The sequence below is a fragment of the Halothiobacillus sp. genome (assembly GCF_027346185.1).
Taxonomy (GTDB): domain Bacteria; phylum Pseudomonadota; class Gammaproteobacteria; order Halothiobacillales; family Halothiobacillaceae; genus Halothiobacillus.
The window spans coordinates 1-19,020 of sequence record NZ_DAIESY010000077.1 but is presented as its reverse complement, the minus strand read 5'-3'; the positions used below and the strand labels follow the sequence as shown (position 1 = coordinate 19,020).

Here is a 19,020-nt window from a genome sequence, read left to right as displayed (position 1 = left end):
AGCGGCCTTTGATGCAGCCACCTTCAATTTCGCACAATACCCGGATGAGCACGGCCGCTTTGGTGAATTTGGTGGCAAGTACGTCGCGGAAACGTTGATGGACGCGATTCAGGAACTTCAGGATGCGTATGCGAAATTTCGCAACGATCCAGAGTTCATTCGCGAATTTGAAACCGACTTGAGAGATTACGTTGGCCGCCCATCGGCAATGTATTACGCCGCACGCATGAGTGAAGCCTATGGTGCGCAAATCTGGTTGAAACGAGAAGACTTGAATCACACCGGTGCGCACAAGATAAACAATGCCATCGGTCAGGCATTGCTCGCCAAACGCTTGGGCAAAACGCGCATCATCGCAGAAACCGGTGCCGGTCAGCATGGGGTGGCTACTGCGACGGTAGCTGCACGCCTTGGCCTTGAGTGTGTTGTGTATATGGGCGCAGAAGACGTCGCCCGTCAGCAGCCCAACGTTTTTCGTATGAAATTGCTGGGTGCGAAAGTAGTTCCTGTTGAATCCGGCACACGCACGCTCAAAGATGCGTTGAACGAAGCGATGCGTGACTGGGTCACCAATGTCGATGACACGTTCTACATCATCGGCACCGTCGCGGGACCGCATCCCTACCCGCAGATGGTACGGGATTTCCAGTCAGTTATCGGCAAAGAAGCGCGTGCACAGATGCTTGAGAAAACCGGACGTTTGCCGGACGCCGTCGTTGCTTGTGTTGGCGGCGGCTCGAACGCCATCGGTATCTTCCATGCCTTTCTCAACGATAAGGATGTGGCACTTTATGGTGCGGAAGCGGGAGGTGATGGCGTAGCAACCGGTCGTCATGCGGCGCCGTTGACTGCGGGGCGCCCCGGTGTGCTGCACGGCAACCGTACCTATCTCATGGAAGACGAGAATGGCCAAATCATCGGTACACACTCCATTTCTGCAGGTTTGGATTATCCGGGCGTGGGGCCGGAACACAGCTGGCTCAAGGATCTTGGGCGTGTAACCTATGACGCGATCACAGACGCCGAAGCCATGAGTGCGTTCCATGATGTCATGCGTTATGAGGGAATCATTCCAGCGTTGGAATCTGCACATGCCTTTGCTTATGCCAAAAAACTTGCCCCCCAATACGGCAAGGACAAAATCATTCTGGTGAATTTGTCCGGTCGTGGCGACAAAGACATCAATACCGTGGCCAAGATGGAAGGGATCAACCTATGAGCCGTATCAGTCCGTTATTTGAACAACTGCGGCAGCAAAACCGTACCGCTCTGATCCCGTACATAACCGCGGGCGATCCTCATCCTGATGCCACGGTTGGTATCATGCATGCCTTGGTCGAAGGCGGTGCTGACATGATCGAGCTCGGTGTCCCGTTCTCCGACCCGATGGCCGATGGCCCGGTGATCGCCGCAGCGCATGAGCGCGCACTGGCGCACCATGTGGGTCTGATCCATGTCCTTGATATGGTCAAATCTTTCCGCGAGACCAATTTAAAGACACCGGTCATTCTGATGGGGTACCAGAACCCCATTGAGGCCATGGGAGCGGATCGTTTTGCCCAACTGGCACAAGCGGCGGGGCTCGATGGCGTGTTGACAGTCGATTTGCCTCCAGAGGAAGCCGAGCCCGCTTCCAAGGCCTATCGTGCTGTTGGCATCGATCCCATTTTTCTGATTGCGCCGACGACCCATGCCGAACGCGTGCGTCACATCGCGAAAGTGGCTAGTGGCTTTATTTATTATGTTTCACTCAAGGGTGTAACCGGTGCCAGCAACCTGGATACCGATGCGTTGGCCAGTCGATTGCAGGAAATCCGCAGCGATTGCGGCCTTCCTGTTGGCGTTGGGTTTGGTATCAGAAATGCAGAAACGGCTGCCGCTGTCGGCAAAGTGGCCGATGCCGTGATTATTGGCAGCGCGTTGGTGCAATTGATCGCTGATTCCGCAGCCGGCGCCAACACGGATGATTGGGCCGCACTACGCCAGAAACTCCAGGACTTCATGGCGCAGGTTCGGATTGCGCTTGATCAAAAAACACAGAATTAACAACAGTTTGGTGAATGGACTGAACTTGAGGCAAATACTATGAGCTGGCTGGAAAAATTATTGCCATCACGTATTCGTATCCAAAGCGCAGAAAAACGCGGTGTACCGGAAGGACTATGGATCAAGTGTGAAGGCTGTGATGCCGTACTGTACCGCGATGAGCTCAAGCGGAACCAGCAGGTATGCCCTAAATGCGGACATCATATGCGGATTCCGATGCGTGAACGTCTGGATCATTTTCTGGACGAAGCGGGACGAGAAGAGCTGTTCGCCAATATCTCTCCTGTGGATATGCTCAAATTCCGTGATCAGAAAAAATATCGCGAGCGTATCTCTGCCAGCCAGAAAGCGACCGGAGAGCAGGACGCGCTGATTGTGATGCGCGGTCGGCTGAATGAATTGCCCGTTGTGGTAGCTGGATTCAATTTCGCCTTCATGGGTGGATCGATGGGTTCTGTGGTTGGCGAAAAATTCGTCCGGGCTGTTCAGACTGCAATCGAGCAAAAAACTGCGCTTGTGTGCTTTACAGCCTCCGGTGGCGCACGAATGCAGGAAGCGCTGTTTTCATTGATGCAGATGGCAAAAACTTCGGCAGCACTGACCCGGCTCAGCAAGGAAGGTTTGCCCTATATCGTGGTATTGACCGACCCGACCATGGGTGGCGTTTCCGCATCCCTGGCGATGCTGGGCGACATTCAAATCGCCGAACCGAACGCACTGATTGGTTTCGCAGGACCGCGGGTTATTGCACAAACCGTGCGTGAAAAACTGCCTGACGGATTCCAGCGCAGCGAGTTCCTGCTGGCGCACGGTGCGATCGACCTGATCGTTCCAAGGCAGCAACTCAAGGAAAAAATCGCTGATCTGGTCGCCATCATGCAGCATCGTGACGCGCCAGTCGCGAAAGCCTGACGTCATCATCAGTGAATCCTGCCCCCGCCCCAAAGGCGCCTTTAGCTGAGTGGTTGTCGTGGCTTGAGGCGAGAAATCCCACACGGATCGAGCTGGGGCTCGATCGGGTCGCCGAAGTCTGGCGAACCCTCAAACAGGAAGGCAAGCTGGCTGTGCCGAAGGTGATAACCGTCGCCGGCACGAATGGCAAAGGTTCTTCCGTTGCCCTGCTCGAAGCCATTTTGCTGGCGGAAGGCTATCGCGTCGGCGCGTACACATCTCCGCATATCGAGCGCTTCAACGAGCGCATCCGCCTCATGGGTGCAGACATAACAGACCATCAACTGGTTGACGCCATGCACCAGCTCGCAGCCACGGAGGGTTCCGAGGCGCTTACCTACTACGAGTGGGCCACACTGGCCGCCTTCCTTGCGTTCTGCTCCGTGAATCTAAATATATGGATACTGGAGGTTGGTCTGGGCGGGCGTCTTGATGCGGTCAATATTCTGGATGCTGATCTTGCATTGATTACAAACATAGGACTCGACCATCAAGCTTATTTGGGCGATACACGCTCACAAATCGGCTACGAGAAAGCGGGTGTGCTGCGAGCAGGGCGCGCAGCGGTCTATGCCGATACCGACCCGGTTGAGTCCGTTATCGAACATGCGAGAGCCATCGGTTGCCCTTTGCTCGTTCGAGGAACGGGCTTTATGGTCGAAGCTGATGCCACGGAATGGCGGCTAGGGCAGGGCAATCACACTTCGTACTGGCCGCGGCCGGGTATGTTCGGTCGTGCTCAGGTTGATAACGCGGCAGGGGTTGTTGCCTTGCTACAACATCCCGAAAGCCCCCTTGGTATTAGCTCGTCTTCGATTGAAGAAGGGCTTCGGTCTGCAAAGAATCCGGGGCGGTTTGAGCAATGGTTGCACGAAGGTCGTCTGGTCATACTCGATGTGGCGCACAATCTGGAGTCTGTCAGAGTCCTGCTCGATAACCTGCATGCCGTGGCCACGCCATCAAGACGGTTTGCCGTTTTTGGTGCGCTTGATGATAAGCCGATAGAAGCGATGGCCTCACTTTGTCGCCCAGAATTCGATGACTGGTATCTCGGACGGCTCGATTCTGTTCGCAGTGCATCGGTCGCCAGGCTGTCATCCGCGCTCGATCACCCCCTAATCCGTGAAACGAGTATCACAAGCGCGTATAATGCCGCCTTCGCACGCAGTACAGTCGGCGATCAGATTATTGCTTTCGGTTCGTTTTACACCGTAAGCGCCATAAGACACGTTTTGAGTCAATCAGGTGCGCATCTTGTCTGAACATGAACAACAGCCCAAATCCACGAATCGACTCAGGCAACGGCTTGTGGGTGGTTTGGTCGTGCTGGCTCTGGCCGTGTTGCTTCTGCCTTTGTGGCTGGATGGTGGCGGACTGAAAACACCCAGTGTGCAGCCCGTGCCGAAAGCACCCACCATTTCTCAGCCTGCGCAAATTACTATTCCTACGCCACCGCCTGCCCAGCAGCAGATTCTGGAAAACCCGCCCGCTTCACCTGTTCCAGAGACAGAGCCGAAGCCAGCGGACACACAGGCATCCTCTGGTGCAGTACAACAGCCGTCTAAGGTTCCTGCGACCTCTGCGGAATCGACTGCGACGACCTCAACAAAGCAAACGCCAGAAGCATCTGTTCAAGGCGATCCTGCCAAAAAGCCCACGATCCCAGCACAGGTGGTGCCGGCAACGCCAGTTGCCAAAACACCGGCGCCCAATACCGAAAAACCAGCGGCGCCAAGCCCCGCTGCGGTTGCCGGTAATCAATTGTGGGTAGTCCAATTGGGTAGTTTCTCGGATGAGCTCAATGCCAGGGCATTGGCACGATCCGTTTCTGAATCAGGTTTCAAGGTGGAAATTACCCCGCTCTTCGCCAAGAAGGGGACGGTATGGCGGGTGCGGGTCGGGCCATACGCAAGCCGCGATTCGGCGGTTAAGGCGACCACACAGCTCCGTGAAAAACTGGGTCGTGATGGCTTAGTGATGCCAAAGTAGTCTACGGCCTTTTGAGCTGATTTTCTGAATGGATAGGTAATTTATGGTTGTTCTTGATTGGGTCATTGTTGCCGTCGTACTGGTTTCCACCCTGATCTCTCTGGTACGTGGTTTCGTCAAGGAAGTTCTTTCCTTGTTGACCTGGATTGCGGCTTTTGGTGTCGCGCTTGGCTTTTCTCAACCTGCTTCTGCCTATATTCCGCAGGCAGTGGATATTCCTTCCGCCCGAGTGGCACTTGCCTTTCTTGCCTTGTTCGTTCTGGTGCTGATTATTGGCGGGATCATTAACTGGGCGGTATCTACCGCGGTCAATAAAACGGGATTAAGTGGCACGGATCGCTCTGTCGGTATGGTTTTTGGATTGGCTCGGGGTGTTTTCATCATTGCCATTCTGGTTTTGTTTGCCCACTTAACCGCTATTCCTAAGGAGAGCTGGTGGCAGTCTTCAGTACTTATTCCTCAATTCCAGATCGTATCTGACTGGATACTGGCATTGCTGCCTACCGACATTGCACAACATTTTAAGTCGTAACGAGTTGATTTAATTCGTGTGTCTTGACGCTAAATTTTTCTATCGGGGTTGATCAATCATGTGTGGCATTATCGGGATCGTGGCCAATGGTCCAGTGAATCAGATGTTGTTTGATGGCTTGACGCTGCTGCAGCATCGGGGGCAGGACGCCGCTGGCATTTTAACCTGTGAAGCGGATCGGCTCTTTTTGCGTAAGGAGAACGGCCTCGTTAAAGATGTGTTCCACACTCGTCACATGCGTCAATTGCATGGACACATGGGTATTGGACACGTGCGCTACCCGACCGCAGGTTGTGATTCGTCAGCTGAAGCGCAGCCGTTTTATGTGAATGCCCCTTTTGGTATCGCACTCGGCCACAACGGTAACTTAACCAATGTGGACGAGTTACGGGCATCGGTGCAAAAGACCGATCACCGGCATATCAATACAAACTCCGATTCTGAAGTCCTGCTGAATGTGTTCGCGCATGAACTCTCTGCGGTAGCAGGTGACGAGCCAAAGGTCGAAGATGTGTTTTCTGCTATTAGCAGTGTGCACCGTCGTGCCAAGGGCGCTTATGCCGTTATCGGTCTGATTGCTGGTCGCGGTATTTTTGCGTTCCGTGACCCTTGGGGTATACGCCCCGTATGTTATGGCCAACGCAAGCATGAATCGGGAAAGACCGAATACATGATCGCTTCCGAGTCAGTCGCAATAGAAGCGAGCGACTTTGAATTGGTCCGCGACCTGGCCCCCGGTGAGGCGATCTTCATCAGCCCGGAAGGGGAGGTGAGTTTCAAACAGTGCGCAACGCACTCGCAATACACACCGTGCATTTTTGAATTTGTTTATCTTGCCCGCCCGGATTCCATCATTGATGACGTCTCCGTATACCGCGCTCGGATGCGCATGGGGGAAAAACTTGCAACCAAAATCCTGCGCGAATGGCCAGACCACGATATCGATGTCGTGATTCCCATCCCCGATACAAGCCGGACTGCCGCCCTTGAAATTGCATTCAACTTGAATCTCAAATATCGCGAAGGTTTCGTCAAGAATCGTTACATTGCGCGCACCTTCATCATGCCGGGGCAGGAAATGCGCAAGCGTTCCGTCCGCCAGAAGCTCAACGCCATCGATCTCGAGTTCCGGGGTAAAAATGTGCTGCTTGTCGATGATTCGATCGTTCGCGGTACCACCTCGAGCGAGATCATCCGCATGGCTCGCGAAGCGGGTGCAAACAAGGTGTATCTGGCCTCTGCTGCGCCGCCGGTTCGATACCCCAATGTTTATGGTATTGATATGCCGACAGCCAGTGAATTTGTAGCCCATGATCGAGATATAGAACAGATTCGCCAGGCTATTGGAGCAGATTATCTTATTTATCAAGATCTTGATGATCTGATCGAATCGGTTCGAGCGGGCAATCCTTCATTGAAATCATTCGATTGCTCCTGCTTCACCGGCGATTACATCACCGGCGATATCGATCAGAACTATCTTGATTTACTGTCCAGCCGTCGAAATGATCATTCCAAGAATCCAACGAGCCAGAAATCCAGAGATATTGTTGCCGTAGGTTTATACAATGTTCAGTGATCGGTTTAGTCGTGCGCTGCAACGCGTGTTGCTTGCGGGTTTTCTTCTATTAACCGCTGGCTTCGACGCACAGGCTAAGGCAATGAATCCAAGTACCACAGTTGTTCCCACTTCTGTTGTTACGGCACAAAACCATGTGCATGGTCTGCTGATGAGCAGTGGGGCAGCGGATGCGCCTTTCATCATCATTGATGCATCAGATCAAAGGTTATATCTGTTCGAACGCAATCAGCTTAAGTTGGAATTTCCCGTTTCGACCTCTGCTATCGGTGTCGGGTCTGCAGCGGGCAGCAACCGAACCCCACTGGGGCTCCATCGAATTGCCGAAAAATTTGGAGATGGCGAGCCCATCGGCATGATATTCAAGGCGCGGCAGCCAACAGGTCAGTTGGCAGACATTCAAACCAAGCCCATCAAGGGCGATGGCGATGATGTGACCACGCGCATCATGTGGCTACAGGGTTTGCAGCCAGGCATCAACGAAGGAAAGGGTGTGGACTCGCATGCGCGCTATATTTATATTCACGGTACACCGGAGGAAGGGTTGATCGGACAACCCGAGTCTCATGGTTGCATTCGTATGAACAACACACAAGTGATTGAATTGTTCAATCAGGTTCCGGTCGGCACACTGGTCGATATTGTTAAGTAAGCTCTGAATAATTCCGTCCTAGAATTTTCAGAGGGCAAAAATCAAAAACGGAATCTCAAATTAAATCAGGGATTTCTTATATAAACCAATTTATTCCCAGGAGGAATCCATGCCCGCTTACCGTTCCCGTACGACAACGCATGGCCGCAATATGGCTGGCGCTCGCGCTCTGTGGCGCGCCACCGGCATGAAAGAAGGCGATTTCGGCAAACCGATTATTGCCGTTGCCAATTCGTTTACTCAGTTCGTTCCGGGACACGTGCATCTGAAAGACATGGGGCAACTGGTTGCGCGTGAAATTGAAAAAGCGGGCGGTGTAGCCAAGGAATTCAACACGATTGCGGTAGATGATGGAATAGCCATGGGGCACGGCGGCATGCTCTACAGCCTGCCATCCCGCGATCTGATTGCCGATTCGGTCGAGTATATGGTCAATGCGCACTGCGCCGATGCGCTGGTCTGTATTTCAAACTGCGACAAAATCACACCGGGCATGCTCAATGCGGCATTGCGTCTGAATATCCCCGTTGTCTTCGTTTCGGGGGGCCCGATGGAAGCGGGTAAAACCAGTTTGGCTGGAGAAATAGTCAAGCTGGATCTGGTCGATGCGATGGTTCAGGCCGCCGACGATTCTGTGAGCGATGCGGATGTAGAAGCCATTGAACGTTCCGCCTGCCCAACTTGCGGTTCGTGTTCCGGCATGTTCACTGCCAACTCCATGAATTGCTTGACTGAAGCTTTGGGGTTGTCACTTCCCGGTAATGGCTCACTACTGGCCACCCATGCGGACAGAAAAGAACTGTTCCTGGGGGCAGGGCGCCTGATTGTCGAACTTGCCCGTCGATATTATGAACAGGATGACGAGTCGGTTTTGCCTCGCTCGATTGCCAGTTTCGGTGCATTCGAAAACGCCATGGCGCTTGATATCGCCATGGGCGGATCGACGAATACTGTCTTGCACCTATTGGCAGCCGCACATGAGGCAAAAGTTGAATTCACCATGAGTGATATCGACCGGATGAGTCGTCGCATTCCAAATTTGTGCAAAGTTGCCCCCAGTACGCCGCAATATCATATGGAAGATGTGCATCGTGCCGGTGGCGTCATGGGTATTCTTGGTGAGTTGGACCGCGCTGGCCTGCTCAATAGTGATCTGCCTACGGTACACAGCGCGAGTATGGCCGCAGCGTTGGATGATTGGGATATCAAACGTCCGTCGGCAAAAGACTCGGTTAAGACATTTTATGCAGCGGGACCTGCGGGTATTCCCACGCAAACGGCATTCTCCCAGGTTACACGCTGGCCCAGTCTGGACGAAGATCGTCAAAAGGGTTGCATCCGCAGCATTGAGCACGCCTATAGTCGGGAAGGCGGTCTGGCTGTCCTGTTCGGGAATATTGCCCGTGATGGCTGCATCGTCAAAACGGCGGGTGTTGATGAGTCGATTTGGCAATTCACCGGACGCGCTCGTGTGTTCGAATCTCAGGAATCCGCTGTTGAAGCGATCCTCGGAGATCAGATTGTTGCCGGTGATGTGGTGGTTATCCGTTATGAAGGCCCCAAAGGTGGCCCGGGAATGCAAGAAATGCTTTACCCAACCAGCTACCTCAAGTCCAAAGGTCTTGGCAAACAATGCGCTTTGCTCACTGACGGACGATTTTCTGGGGGTACGTCTGGACTGTCAATTGGCCATGCTTCACCCGAAGCTGCGGCAGGCGGCGATATTGCACTCGTAGAAGAAGGTGATGTCATCGTGATTGATATCCCCAACCGTAGTATCCATGTTGCGTTGGATGAATCGGAACTGGCTACGCGCAGAATTAAAATGCATGAGCGCGGCGAACTGGCATGGCATCCCGTTCACCGCAATCGGATTGTCAGTCAGGCGCTGAAAGCGTACGCACTGATGACCACATCGGCCGATCGAGGTGCAGTTCGTGACCTGGATCAGATTACAAGCAAAGTGCATTCGAATTTCTAATGCTTGAGAGCGGTTAGTGGGTTGGTGAACATCGAGTACATTCACCCAAGACCGCCCAGGATGCAGGATGCAGGATTCAGAAACCTATGCTGTGCTTAGGTTATATTCCTACTTCGCATAATAGATATTATGTTAAATATAGTTGATGAGGTTTGCTGCACCTCTTGTAGGGTTTTAATTATCACCATACTCCGTTCCGATGTTTCGAAGTAAACTTCTCCTCTAACTGAACAACACGATTCAGTACCCGTTAGATAGTAATAATGATTGCAGCTACTGTTTCCAAACCATGGTTATCGTAGAAAATTTAGAGCTGAACTTATGTCAAGGATTGGTGACAACGATGGACATGCTTTCATTCGACCATAGAACCTCATCAGAGGGACTGGAAGACCAGCCAGTGAATTGGGAGCTCGCGGTAGCTTCAATGGAGTCCGTTCTCTCCCATTCCTCTACTCATCGCAAAACCCGTCTTGTGGATTTGCTGGCTCAGACTGAGAACATGCTCATTGATGCGCGTCGATTTCGTCAGCCGCAGTTGGCAAATGCATTGGATCGCCTTTTGCACGCCATCCAGCAGGAATTGATTGCGCCCGCTGAGGATTTCAGTCGTCTGATTCGACTGATTCGGTACATTGATCGGATTATCAAGAACATGCTCCTTATTTCTCATAAGGATGCCCTGCCCGTTGCATTGATTATCAGTGCTCAGGAACCTTCTGATGTGTTGAGAGATGCCTTGTCTCGATCTGGGTTTGCGCCCAGGACAATCAATGCCCAAGCCCTTGAGTATGACAAGATAAAAGCGCTTGCAGCTGAGGCTGAATTGATCATGCTCTTGGTCCAGGGTGATGAGTCTGTAGCCAGCCTAGATATCCCCTTTGAGTTGATCGAGAATGAACTTCGGCATAAGACATCGCTCCTGATTTCTAGCAAAGACTCTTTTCAGATCCGTGCCACAGCCGCCAAGGCTGGAGTCTCACATTTCCTTACAGAACCACTTGATGTGTGCCGTCTCAATACTTTATTGCAGTCTTCTCGTATTTTGGATGAAGAAAATAAACCACTGAAAGTGCTTATGGTGGATGACATGGTGACGGCCGGTGTCTATTGGGGCAAGCACTTTCAGATGCAAAACATCAATTTCCGTTTTGAAACGAAGCCCGAACAGGCCTACCGCAGCGCCGTGGAGATGCAGCCGGATATCATCCTGCTTGATCTCTATATGCCCGATATCGATGGAATTGATTTGGCGAAGATTTTCCGAGAGCACCCTCGTTTGCGGGATGTGCCGATTTTATTCATGTCGACCGAGGAAAATGATCGCCGACGCATGAACGCCAAGATTCAAGGCGGTGACGATTTCCTGAATAAAACGATTGCGATCGACGATCTGCTTAAGATGGTGCGTTACCGGGCTTTGCGCTATCGCCAGTCAATGGCTGAAAAGCGCAGCGATTCTCTGACCGGTTTGCTGAACCACAACGCCATCAAGGATCTGGTCGAGGCTGAAATCGATCGCGCTAACCGCCAGAATCAGCAGTTGTCTGTTGTTCTGATTGATATCGATCATTTCAAGAACGTGAACGATACCTATGGCCACCAAGCGGGCGACATCGTCATCAGAAAGCTATCGAATCTATTGAATACGCGGCTGCGTCGGTACGATGGCGTCGGGCGCTATGGTGGCGAAGAATTTATGGTCACCCTGCCAAACACAGACGAGCAAACAGCCGCGCATTTGATCAATCGGCTTAGAGTGCAATTCGGTCAGTCAGGCACGCTTACAGAGAACGGCAGCAACCTGTTCTGCACGTTCAGTGCCGGTATCGCGAGTTTTCCACGCTTTCTTGACCTGACATCTTTGATTGAAGCGGCTGATCAGCATTTGTACGTGGCCAAAGCAAATGGTAGAAATCGGGTTGTTTGTAGCGAAGAGGCGCTTGGCACGTCTCCCTTAGCGTCCGACTGAATTCGCAATGTCCCTATCATGGGTCTACAATGTTTAGAAATTTTCACACCGAGGTATCTATGGACGTTCTTGAGCGTATTGACCAATTCGTTAAACAAAATCCCGTTATTATTTTTATGAAAGGCACGCCGCAGTTTCCAAGCTGCGGTTTCTCCAGCCGCACGGCTGAAGCGTTAAAGGCCTGTCAGGTGCCATTTGGCTATGTCAATGTATTGGCTGACCCGGAGATCTTTGAAAACCTTCCCCGTTACCGCGATTGGCCTACATTTCCGCAAGTTTATGTGAATGGCGAACTCATTGGTGGTTGCGACATTACGTTGGAAATGTTCGAACGTGGGGAGTTGCAACCTCTGGTTGAAGCTGCCGTTAAAGCTCAAGAAGGCAATCAGGTCTGAGTTAGTTCGATAATCTCCCGAAGCAAAGCGGTCGCATAACTTCCTGATTCCAATTCAAACGACAGATTGAGGATGCGGCCGCCCTCCTCTGTCTTTTCTTCACACTGCAAACCGGTTACCGGTGCCATCAAAGCGCGTCGATCATGATCAACACGCCAGTCATGCAAATGGCTTGACCAGTTTTCAGCGCCATAACGCGACAAAACCTCCGCCGCAATTCGGTTTTCCTCGGCCTGAACACACTCGCCGGCAGGACTCGCCCCCTCGCCCCAAAGTGGCCCCGTGAGCCAAATATCTTTAATATCAATTCGTTGCTGCGCGTTGTTCAATTCTTCATCAGCAACTAAAAACCAACTATTCGTGCCCGCAAGGCGAGCCAGATCCCCAGATTCCGCGGTGGCTTCCGTACTCCGGGACAGACGATCGGACAAGACACGGTTGAAGATTTCAGCTCTGAGCGTCGAAATGCCCCAGTTTCGATCAGCGCGACTGATTGAACGGGCGTTCGATAATCGTCCCAGCTTTTCGAGCAACGCATAGTTGCCGCCAGCGTGCCCGAATCGCTGCTCGGCAAAGTAGTTGGGAAAACCTTGCTCTTCTAACCTGTCCAGCCGTTGCACAAATTCCGGGTCATCACCGATCACATTGCGAATCGTTATCGAAAAACGGTTGCCTCTATGATTACCACGGCGCAACTTCTTGCGATGCAGGTTCCAGCGAAGTACCACCACGTGATCTGGTAATGCATCGATCCAGTCCGGCGGATTCTCTGATGAATGGGATGCCGCCAAAGGCAGGCTTACCCACTGAGTGGTAACCGCGAGTTTGTCCTTCATGCCGCAAAAACCGATGTCTCTCTCAGCCACACCGGACAATTTGGACAGTAGCCCCAGCATATGACCCGTGGTTATTCCAGTTTTCTCGATCAGAAACAGACCGTGAGTGCCTTCTCCATCCGGTTCAAATCCGAGGATTTCATCAACGCGGAAGTCTGCTGGAGACTGTTTCAACTGCCCTTTCAGAATGGGCGGAGCACCGCGATACGACAACTGATTCAGTGGCCCGGAGCTGATACTCATTCGAGCAGCTCGAACCGCCAGGCGATTGACTCACCCGCGCGTAAAGGCACAAGGCGCTGATTGTCATCTACAGGAAAGCTTTCGGGCACTTGTGTTTTGGTTCGCGTCAGCCGTACGCGTTTTTCATTAATGGGCAGCTGGTAAAAAAGCGGGCCGTTCAGGCTGGTAAAGGCCTCCAGTTGATCCAATTTGCCAACTTCATCAAATGCTTCGGCGTACAATTCTAGGGCAGCGTAACCGGTAAATGCACCGGCACAACCACAGGCAGATTCCTTGCTAGATTGCGTGTGTGGCGCCGTATCGGTGCCCATGAAGAATTTTGGATTGCCTGATGTGGCGGCATTCAGCAAGGATTGCCGATGCGTTTCGCGCTTGAGGATGGGCAAGCAGTAATAGTGTGGCCGGATGCCGCCGGCAAGCATGGCATTGCGGTTGTACAGCAAATGATGTGCCGTGATGGTGGCCGCGACCCGCTCCGATTGGCTCATGACGAAGTCGACCGCCTGCGTTGTCGTGATGTGCTCCATTACCAGTCGCAAATCAGGGAATCGATTCAGAATGGGCGTGAGTACACGGTCTATGAACACCGCTTCACGATCGAAAATATCGATGTTCGGATCAACCACTTCGCCATGAACCAGCAAGGGCAAACCGGAACGAGCCAATTCACCCAACAGGTGATCGATGCTTAATGGATCACGCACACCTCGATCCGAGTTGGTTGTCGCCCCTGCCGGATACAATTTGACGGCATGAATATAAGGGCAGGCAGCGGCTGCGGCCAGTTCCTCAACGGTTGTCTGCTCGGTGAGATACAGCGTCATCAACGGCTCGAAACATATTCCTTCCGGAATGGCAGCCAGGATGTGATCTCGATAGGCCAGAGCCTCGGCCACGGTTGTCACGGGCGGAAACAGATTAGGCATAATGATTGCCCGATGGCATTGTTTTGCGGTAAATGCTGCGACAGCTTTAAGCATTGCACCATCGCGCAGATGTACATGCCAATCGTCCGGTTGCCGGATCACAAGTTCATTCATAAGGGAGCTTCGGTCTTAAAGAAAATAAGTGGGCCATTTACCATGCAATGTACGCCCAGCCTTGCTCCTGATACTCCATCAGTGCAGCGGCACCGACCTGGCGAATCTTGGCGAAGGAGCGCATATCGCTATCCTTGTAGCCGACGGTGTGCATGGTGTTGCCACAGGCTACAAATTGCACGCCATAGTTCTCTGAGAAGCCCTGTACCCGTTCGTAAATCAGCTTGTCCACCGGGCGTTTCGGATCTTTGGCCAGAATGTGGATGCCCTTGGAAAAAGCAACTACGGCCAACTGAATGTTCCCGCCAAACTCGGTGAGCAGCGCACTCATGGAATTGAGGATATGGGTCTGGTACTCGGTATCGTCCTGATTCAACTGAAAGACAAGATGGTGCTGGGGCTTGTCTCCGGGAAAACTCAATTCATCAGCCGCCTGTGCGCTTTTCACGCCGAGGGCCAATGAACTGGCACCTGCCATCGCCGTGATGAACTGACGACGATTTTTAAGAATATCCGACATACTGACACTCCTGATACTTCATTCTGACTTGTTTTTTAATCTTAGCGCATTCGAACCAGGGCCACACCGCCCTGTTCAAAAAGCACCTTCGCACCTGGCAATTGGGCCAAATCGACAACCCGCGTCAATACCAAATCGCCCGCAACAGGTTGATTTCGCTTAAGAATTTTGCCCGCGTATACACCAAAACTTGGGGTATTCATCTTGTACATAACAGCGTCACCCGGAAGGCCCCGTGCGATTAAACCAGCCGCGCGAATCGGGCCTTGCTGTAGTGAAGCCACAATCGGTAAAAGTTGTGCATTGGCGATCCACGAAAAGGACAAAGCAAGCGGAATCATGATGGCCGCTGCCGACCGGCGTTTCTGGAACACCATGACAATAGACAGAATCAGAAACAAAACCAAGGGGAGATACCAGGACCAGCCAAAATATTGCGCTCTATCTGCCAGCATGTCCTGAACATAAGGGGGATTGATTTTGTTGAAAAACACGTCAAGTAGCGAAGGCAGTGCCAGCAAAACAGCAAAAAATAACCAGGCAGGCAAGGCATGTGCCCAGCGATTGTGAATCGTGGGGAAATACACAGCCATGATCATGATCAAACCGATCAGTCCGTAATTCAGGTAGTGAGGCAGTTTGGTTCCAGAAAAGGAAAATAGAATCAGGACAAACAGAAACCAAATCCAGCCGAATCGGATCAGTGCTTTTTGGTCGTTTTCAGGCTTACCCCAAAATGAACGCAAATCGCCCGCCCCGCGCCGGATGGCCACCACAACCAGGCTGGTGAACGGAAGCAGCGCAATGAACGTAACGACCGGGTAGTACCAGAAGCCACCGGAATGCCCTTCCATGGGCGCATTGAATCTGCCCACGTTGTTCTTGAGGAAAAAACCTTCGATGAATGCCTGCCCTTCCCTTATGTATTCAAGCACATACCAAGGCAAGGCAACAAGCAGGAAGATGACAAGACCGCGCCAGTCCAGCACCGCGCGCCACCAGGACGACCATTTACCGGTAGAAAGGTAGAACAGAAGGCTTACCGCGCCCGGGATAACAACCGCGACAGGCCCCTTGGTCAAAAAACCCAGCGCCATGGCGAGGTAGGCCCAGCGTATATAGGCTGCGCGTTCGGTTTGCCAATGGCGAAAAATTGCAAACATGGCCCATGTGACGAACAGGATCAAAACTGCATCCGCAATAGCCGCCTTGCCCACCACCGTTGTCATCAGGCTCGTTGACGCGATAAGCGCGGCGTAGAAAGCCTTTTGCGAATCAGTTACTTCAGTCATGAAGCGGTAAATCAAATATACCCAAGCCGTAGAAGCCAACGCAGAGGGAAGGCGGAAGGCAAATTCGTTAAAACCGAATAAATACGCGGGGATGGCTTGAAGCCAGTAGATCAGAATGGGTTTATCGAATCGGGGCACCGAATTGAGGTAAGGCGTGATGAAGTCATGCCGCAAAAACATTTCACGCGTGGCCGTTGTGAATGCGCCCTCATCCAGATCGAATAACGGCATGGACCAGATATAGCCATAGAATCCGATGAAAACGGCCAAACCCAGTATGAGCAAATGTGCGTAGCGGTGTTGAGTCATGGGTTTGTATTTGTTGTGATTCGGTGTATGAGAGATTTCAATTTCGTTGGTCTCATTTCGCTTGGCGCGATACAGTGCGCGTTTGGCCTACGATATTGAGCACTGGCAACTACGAAGTTGGCGGTGAGATTGTCTGGTGGCCGTAATTACACAAAATTTGACATAGGCCCGGATACTTTGTCAGAAGCCATTGGGGTTGCTGCGAGTCGGAAAAGTTTTTTACGTTATATCGTAGAGGTAGGGGTGTCCTTATCTAGTGCGCCAGCGAGGTAGGTTTCGATCTTTGCACGTGTTTGCCCCTTATCCATCGGGCTAAATTGCACTCCGATTCCTGCCGTCTTGCCACCTTGGGCACTATCGGGGGTTAGCCATACGACTTTAACTGCCAATGCGATCCGCTCTGGCTGTCCCATCAGTGTCAGTGTTAAAAAAAGCTCTTTTCCCAACTCATGCTGAGTGTAGCCGGGAATAAACAAGCCGCCATTCTTTATGAACGGCATATAAGAACGGTACAACGTATCCTTGTCAGGAATGTTGTGATGAATCATGCCTCCGCCAAGTGCCATCCTTTTCTCACCTCGTATTAGCTTGACTGAATTAATCGCAGCATTCTAACAGCAACTTAGAACGAAAATTTCGCCAATTTTCATACCGCTTACCTGACCTGTAACCTAAAAAATCTTTTAGCGTGGAGATTGCATCTGATCAGATCAGTTCAATCCTACCCTTTCGTTCGCACACGACTCATTCGCACTTGGACACCTGCTGGCTCCAGTAATCTGCTGATTGTATGAAATACATTCGCGAGGGCTTCCAATCTGAACAAGTTTCAATTGTGAGCAGAGGCGCTAAATACGAACAGAATTTGAAAATCACGATCATTTTTGCTTTATTCAGCAGTCGACAATACAGTGATCTGTGTTCTAGCTGGAAGATGAGGCATCCGTGCCTGGTGGTGGTGAGAATCATTCTCGCCCGTATAGCAAAAGGACGAGCTGAATTAGAAGTAGTGAATAGATAATAAGTTTAAACCCCTTGAGGAGTTCCCATGAAATCATCTTTGAATAAGCAACTGTCCGCTGTTGGTTTGAGTCTGGCGGTGGGGGTGTTTGCATCAACCAGTATGGCCGCTGATGATCCATCGGCGATCAACATCAAGCGTTTGTCAATGGAGATGGCCTTGAAGGCTGCCGAGGGCGCTATTCATGAGTGTCGCGCCAAGGGTATACAGATCGGTGTGACGGTCATGGATCGCAGCGGCAACCCTCAGGTCGTCTTGCGTGATGTGCTTGCCCCCGATCTCACTCTGACGATTTCTCGTATGAAAGCGTACACAGCTATTTCTTTCACATCCGCCACTTCCGCTCTGGGTGATCGTGGCGATGGCGCACTTGGGCGTGTTCCAGGGCTGTTCTTCGGCGCGGGTGGAGTGCCAATCGAGGCTGGTGGTCAAGTTTACGGGTCAATCGGGGTGTCTGGCGCCCCTTCAGGCAAAACGGATGAAGAATGCGCGCGCGCCGGCGCCAAAGTAGTTGAGTCTGAGCTTGAATTGATGTAAGCCGCAACAGAATGAGGCTTGGCGGTAAAAAAGATGATTTTTGGCCTTGACGACACCCACCTTCATCTTTAATATGCCGCTCCACGTTGCAAGACGTATTCCCTGATAGCTCAGTTGGTAGAGCAAATGACTGTTAATCATTGGGTCGCAGGTTCGAGTCCTGCTCAGGGAGCCAAGCGCCCGTAGCTCAGTTGGATAGAGTATCTGGCTACGAACCAGAGGGTCGGAGGTTCGAATCCTTCCGGGCGCACCATGTCCCCATCGTCTAGAGGCCTAGGACATCGCCCTTTCACGGCGGTAACCGGGGTTCGAATCCCCGTGGGGACGCCAATTCCTGCTTTTCGTTTCATGCCTCACGAAACGGAGGGCTATTTTCCTGTTTTTGTCCCCATCGTCTAGAGGCCTAGGACATCGCCCTTTCACGGCGGTAACCGGGGTTCGAATCCCCGTGGGGACGCCAATTACTTTCAGATATTGATGATTGAACACCCTCCTTCCGGTTGGTGTTTTTTTATATATATAAGCTTGCGCTCTTATATGTGAGATTCGACACGATTCCTGCCCAGGCGCTTAGCCAGATAGACGGCTTTATCCGCTACGGCGATCAACTCGATCAACTGGCTCGCCTCTTTCGGGTAGTGGGCGATGCCAATACTCGCGGTGACACACTCGCCTTTAAGACCAGGTAGCCATTCCCTGTTCACAAATGCTTGCCGAATCTTCTCGGCCCTTTCTCTTGCTTCTGCCAGAGAGGTTCCAAGCAAAGCAGCAAGAAATTCTTCTCCGCCCCAGCGAAAAGCCACCGCATCCTCAGGGAGGGACTTGAGTATGAGAGAACCTGCGATGCGAAGCACCTCATCACCTTCGAGGTGCCCATACAGGTCATTGATTCGTTTGAAAAAGTCCAAGTCAATAACAAGCAAGGACAATTCGACTTTGGCATTGGATTGCTGCTTTACCGTTTTGTTGAATGTCTCAAGCAATGAGGGTGTACAAATAACTGTGTAACTGGTTATCTGCGACTAACGAGAAGGAGGAGAACCAATGACCATTACCCAGAAGAAGACCGATGCCCTGCTCGACGAGCTTCTGAAAGGCTGCCGCACGCCGCAAGACATACTGGGC

At 51.9% G+C, this 19,020-nt stretch carries 18 protein-coding genes and 4 tRNA genes; 16 read left to right on the top strand and 6 right to left on the bottom strand.

What is annotated here, in order from left to right:
- The 11 genes from trpB to grxD form a co-directional block, all read left to right on the top strand.
- On the top strand, positions 1-1,219 hold a 1,219-nt coding region (gene trpB, locus M7R55_RS06245; protein ID WP_298219471.1), incomplete at its 5' end, for a tryptophan synthase subunit beta.
- Positions 1,216-2,046, top strand: a complete 831-nt coding sequence (gene trpA / locus M7R55_RS06240; protein WP_298219469.1) for a tryptophan synthase subunit alpha — start codon at positions 1,216-1,218, stop codon at positions 2,044-2,046. The genes trpB and trpA, both read left to right, overlap by 4 nt.
- Before the next feature lie 39 nt (positions 2,047-2,085).
- Complete coding sequence (gene accD / locus M7R55_RS06235) at positions 2,086-2,958, top strand: acetyl-CoA carboxylase, carboxyltransferase subunit beta (RefSeq protein ID WP_298219467.1); 873 nt, start codon at positions 2,086-2,088, stop codon at positions 2,956-2,958.
- An 11-nt stretch (positions 2,959-2,969) separates the two neighbouring features.
- Positions 2,970-4,259 carry a folylpolyglutamate synthase/dihydrofolate synthase family protein gene (locus M7R55_RS06230; protein WP_298219465.1) on the top strand — a complete coding sequence of 430 codons (1,290 nt, stop codon included), beginning with the start codon at positions 2,970-2,972 and terminating at the stop codon, positions 4,257-4,259.
- Complete coding sequence (locus M7R55_RS06225) at positions 4,252-4,986, top strand: SPOR domain-containing protein (protein ID WP_298219464.1); 735 nt, start codon at positions 4,252-4,254, stop codon at positions 4,984-4,986. The genes M7R55_RS06230 and M7R55_RS06225 overlap by 8 nt, the downstream gene beginning before the upstream one ends.
- A gap of 43 nt (positions 4,987-5,029) precedes the next feature.
- A complete protein-coding gene (locus M7R55_RS06220; protein ID WP_298219463.1) occupies positions 5,030-5,518 on the top strand; it encodes a CvpA family protein in 489 nt (162 codons plus the stop codon).
- A 58-nt stretch (positions 5,519-5,576) separates the two neighbouring features.
- Positions 5,577-7,097, top strand: coding sequence for an amidophosphoribosyltransferase (gene purF / locus M7R55_RS06215; RefSeq protein WP_298219462.1), 1,521 nt, complete (start codon positions 5,577-5,579; stop codon positions 7,095-7,097).
- Positions 7,098-7,248: 151 nt separating this feature from the next.
- Positions 7,249-7,749: a L,D-transpeptidase gene (locus M7R55_RS06210; RefSeq protein ID WP_298219473.1), complete on the top strand. Its 501-nt coding sequence runs from the start codon at positions 7,249-7,251 to the stop codon at positions 7,747-7,749.
- Between the two features lie 109 nt (positions 7,750-7,858).
- Positions 7,859-9,730, top strand: coding sequence for a dihydroxy-acid dehydratase (gene ilvD, locus M7R55_RS06205; protein ID WP_298219460.1), 1,872 nt, complete (start codon positions 7,859-7,861; stop codon positions 9,728-9,730).
- Positions 9,731-10,073: 343 nt separating this feature from the next.
- Positions 10,074-11,702 carry a diguanylate cyclase gene (locus M7R55_RS06200; RefSeq protein ID WP_298219458.1) on the top strand — a complete coding sequence of 543 codons (1,629 nt, stop codon included), beginning with the start codon at positions 10,074-10,076 and terminating at the stop codon, positions 11,700-11,702.
- Between the two features lie 59 nt (positions 11,703-11,761).
- The gene (gene grxD, locus M7R55_RS06195; protein WP_298219457.1) at positions 11,762-12,097 is read left to right on the top strand and encodes a Grx4 family monothiol glutaredoxin; all 336 of its coding nucleotides are present in this window, start codon (positions 11,762-11,764) and stop codon (positions 12,095-12,097) included.
- On the opposite strand, the gene M7R55_RS06190 is transcribed toward grxD, so the two are convergent.
- The 5 genes from M7R55_RS06190 to M7R55_RS06170 form a co-directional block, all read right to left on the bottom strand.
- Complete coding sequence (locus M7R55_RS06190) at positions 12,088-13,176, bottom strand: tRNA pseudouridine(13) synthase TruD (protein ID WP_298219455.1); 1,089 nt, start codon at positions 13,174-13,176, stop codon at positions 12,088-12,090. The genes grxD and M7R55_RS06190 overlap by 10 nt on opposite strands.
- A complete protein-coding gene (pyrC, locus tag M7R55_RS06185; protein WP_298219453.1) occupies positions 13,173-14,216 on the bottom strand; it encodes a dihydroorotase in 1,044 nt (347 codons plus the stop codon). The genes M7R55_RS06190 and pyrC overlap by 4 nt, the downstream gene beginning before the upstream one ends.
- A 37-nt stretch (positions 14,217-14,253) precedes the next feature.
- Positions 14,254-14,736: a DsrE family protein gene (locus tag M7R55_RS06180; protein ID WP_298219451.1), complete on the bottom strand. Its 483-nt coding sequence runs from the start codon at positions 14,734-14,736 to the stop codon at positions 14,254-14,256.
- 41 nt (positions 14,737-14,777) lie between these two features.
- The gene (locus M7R55_RS06175; RefSeq protein ID WP_298219449.1) at positions 14,778-16,337 is read right to left on the bottom strand and encodes a glycosyltransferase family 39 protein; all 1,560 of its coding nucleotides are present in this window, start codon (positions 16,335-16,337) and stop codon (positions 14,778-14,780) included.
- 224 nt (positions 16,338-16,561) lie between these two features.
- Positions 16,562-16,903: a PilZ domain-containing protein gene (locus M7R55_RS06170; protein WP_298219447.1), complete on the bottom strand. Its 342-nt coding sequence runs from the start codon at positions 16,901-16,903 to the stop codon at positions 16,562-16,564.
- Between the two features lie 482 nt (positions 16,904-17,385).
- Here M7R55_RS06170 and M7R55_RS06165 point away from each other — a divergent pair, with 482 nt between their 5' ends.
- The 5 genes from M7R55_RS06165 (at position 17,386) to M7R55_RS06145 (ending at position 18,355) form a co-directional block, all read left to right on the top strand.
- Complete coding sequence (locus M7R55_RS06165) at positions 17,386-17,895, top strand: heme-binding protein (protein WP_298219446.1); 510 nt, start codon at positions 17,386-17,388, stop codon at positions 17,893-17,895.
- Between the two features lie 99 nt (positions 17,896-17,994).
- Positions 17,995-18,070, top strand: a tRNA-Asn gene (locus M7R55_RS06160).
- A 1-nt stretch (position 18,071) separates the two neighbouring features.
- Positions 18,072-18,148, top strand: a tRNA-Arg gene (locus M7R55_RS06155).
- 1 nt (position 18,149) lies between these two features.
- Positions 18,150-18,225, top strand: a tRNA-Glu gene (locus M7R55_RS06150).
- 54 nt (positions 18,226-18,279) lie between these two features.
- Positions 18,280-18,355 (top strand) — tRNA-Glu (locus M7R55_RS06145).
- Between the two features lie 73 nt (positions 18,356-18,428).
- Here M7R55_RS06145 and M7R55_RS06140 read toward each other — a convergent pair.
- A complete protein-coding gene (locus M7R55_RS06140) occupies positions 18,429-18,878 on the bottom strand; it encodes a GGDEF domain-containing protein (RefSeq protein ID WP_298219444.1) in 450 nt (149 codons plus the stop codon).
- Positions 18,879-19,020 lie beyond the last annotated feature (142 nt).

What these genes read in the sequence shown, in the direction of transcription:
- M7R55_RS06190 (WP_298219455.1), bottom strand. Translation starts at nt 13,176, where the DNA reads ATGAGTATCAGCTCCGGGCCACTGAATCAGTTGTCGTATCGCGGTGCT.
- M7R55_RS06220 (WP_298219463.1), top strand. Translation starts at nt 5,030, where the DNA reads ATGGTTGTTCTTGATTGGGTCATTGTTGCCGTCGTACTGGTTTCCACC.
- M7R55_RS06200 (WP_298219458.1), top strand. Translation starts at nt 10,074, where the DNA reads ATGGACATGCTTTCATTCGACCATAGAACCTCATCAGAGGGACTGGAA.
- M7R55_RS06210 (WP_298219473.1), top strand. Translation starts at nt 7,249, where the DNA reads ATGAGCAGTGGGGCAGCGGATGCGCCTTTCATCATCATTGATGCATCA.
- accD (WP_298219467.1), top strand. Translation starts at nt 2,086, where the DNA reads ATGAGCTGGCTGGAAAAATTATTGCCATCACGTATTCGTATCCAAAGC.
- grxD (WP_298219457.1), top strand. Translation starts at nt 11,762, where the DNA reads ATGGACGTTCTTGAGCGTATTGACCAATTCGTTAAACAAAATCCCGTT.
- purF (WP_298219462.1), top strand. Translation starts at nt 5,577, where the DNA reads ATGTGTGGCATTATCGGGATCGTGGCCAATGGTCCAGTGAATCAGATG.
- M7R55_RS06180 (WP_298219451.1), bottom strand. Translation starts at nt 14,736, where the DNA reads ATGTCGGATATTCTTAAAAATCGTCGTCAGTTCATCACGGCGATGGCA.
- trpA (WP_298219469.1), top strand. Translation starts at nt 1,216, where the DNA reads ATGAGCCGTATCAGTCCGTTATTTGAACAACTGCGGCAGCAAAACCGT.
- M7R55_RS06175 (WP_298219449.1), bottom strand. Translation starts at nt 16,337, where the DNA reads ATGACTCAACACCGCTACGCACATTTGCTCATACTGGGTTTGGCCGTT.
- ilvD (WP_298219460.1), top strand. Translation starts at nt 7,859, where the DNA reads ATGCCCGCTTACCGTTCCCGTACGACAACGCATGGCCGCAATATGGCT.
- pyrC (WP_298219453.1), bottom strand. Translation starts at nt 14,216, where the DNA reads ATGAATGAACTTGTGATCCGGCAACCGGACGATTGGCATGTACATCTG.
- M7R55_RS06165 (WP_298219446.1), top strand. Translation starts at nt 17,386, where the DNA reads ATGAAATCATCTTTGAATAAGCAACTGTCCGCTGTTGGTTTGAGTCTG.
- M7R55_RS06170 (WP_298219447.1), bottom strand. Translation starts at nt 16,903, where the DNA reads ATGGCACTTGGCGGAGGCATGATTCATCACAACATTCCTGACAAGGAT.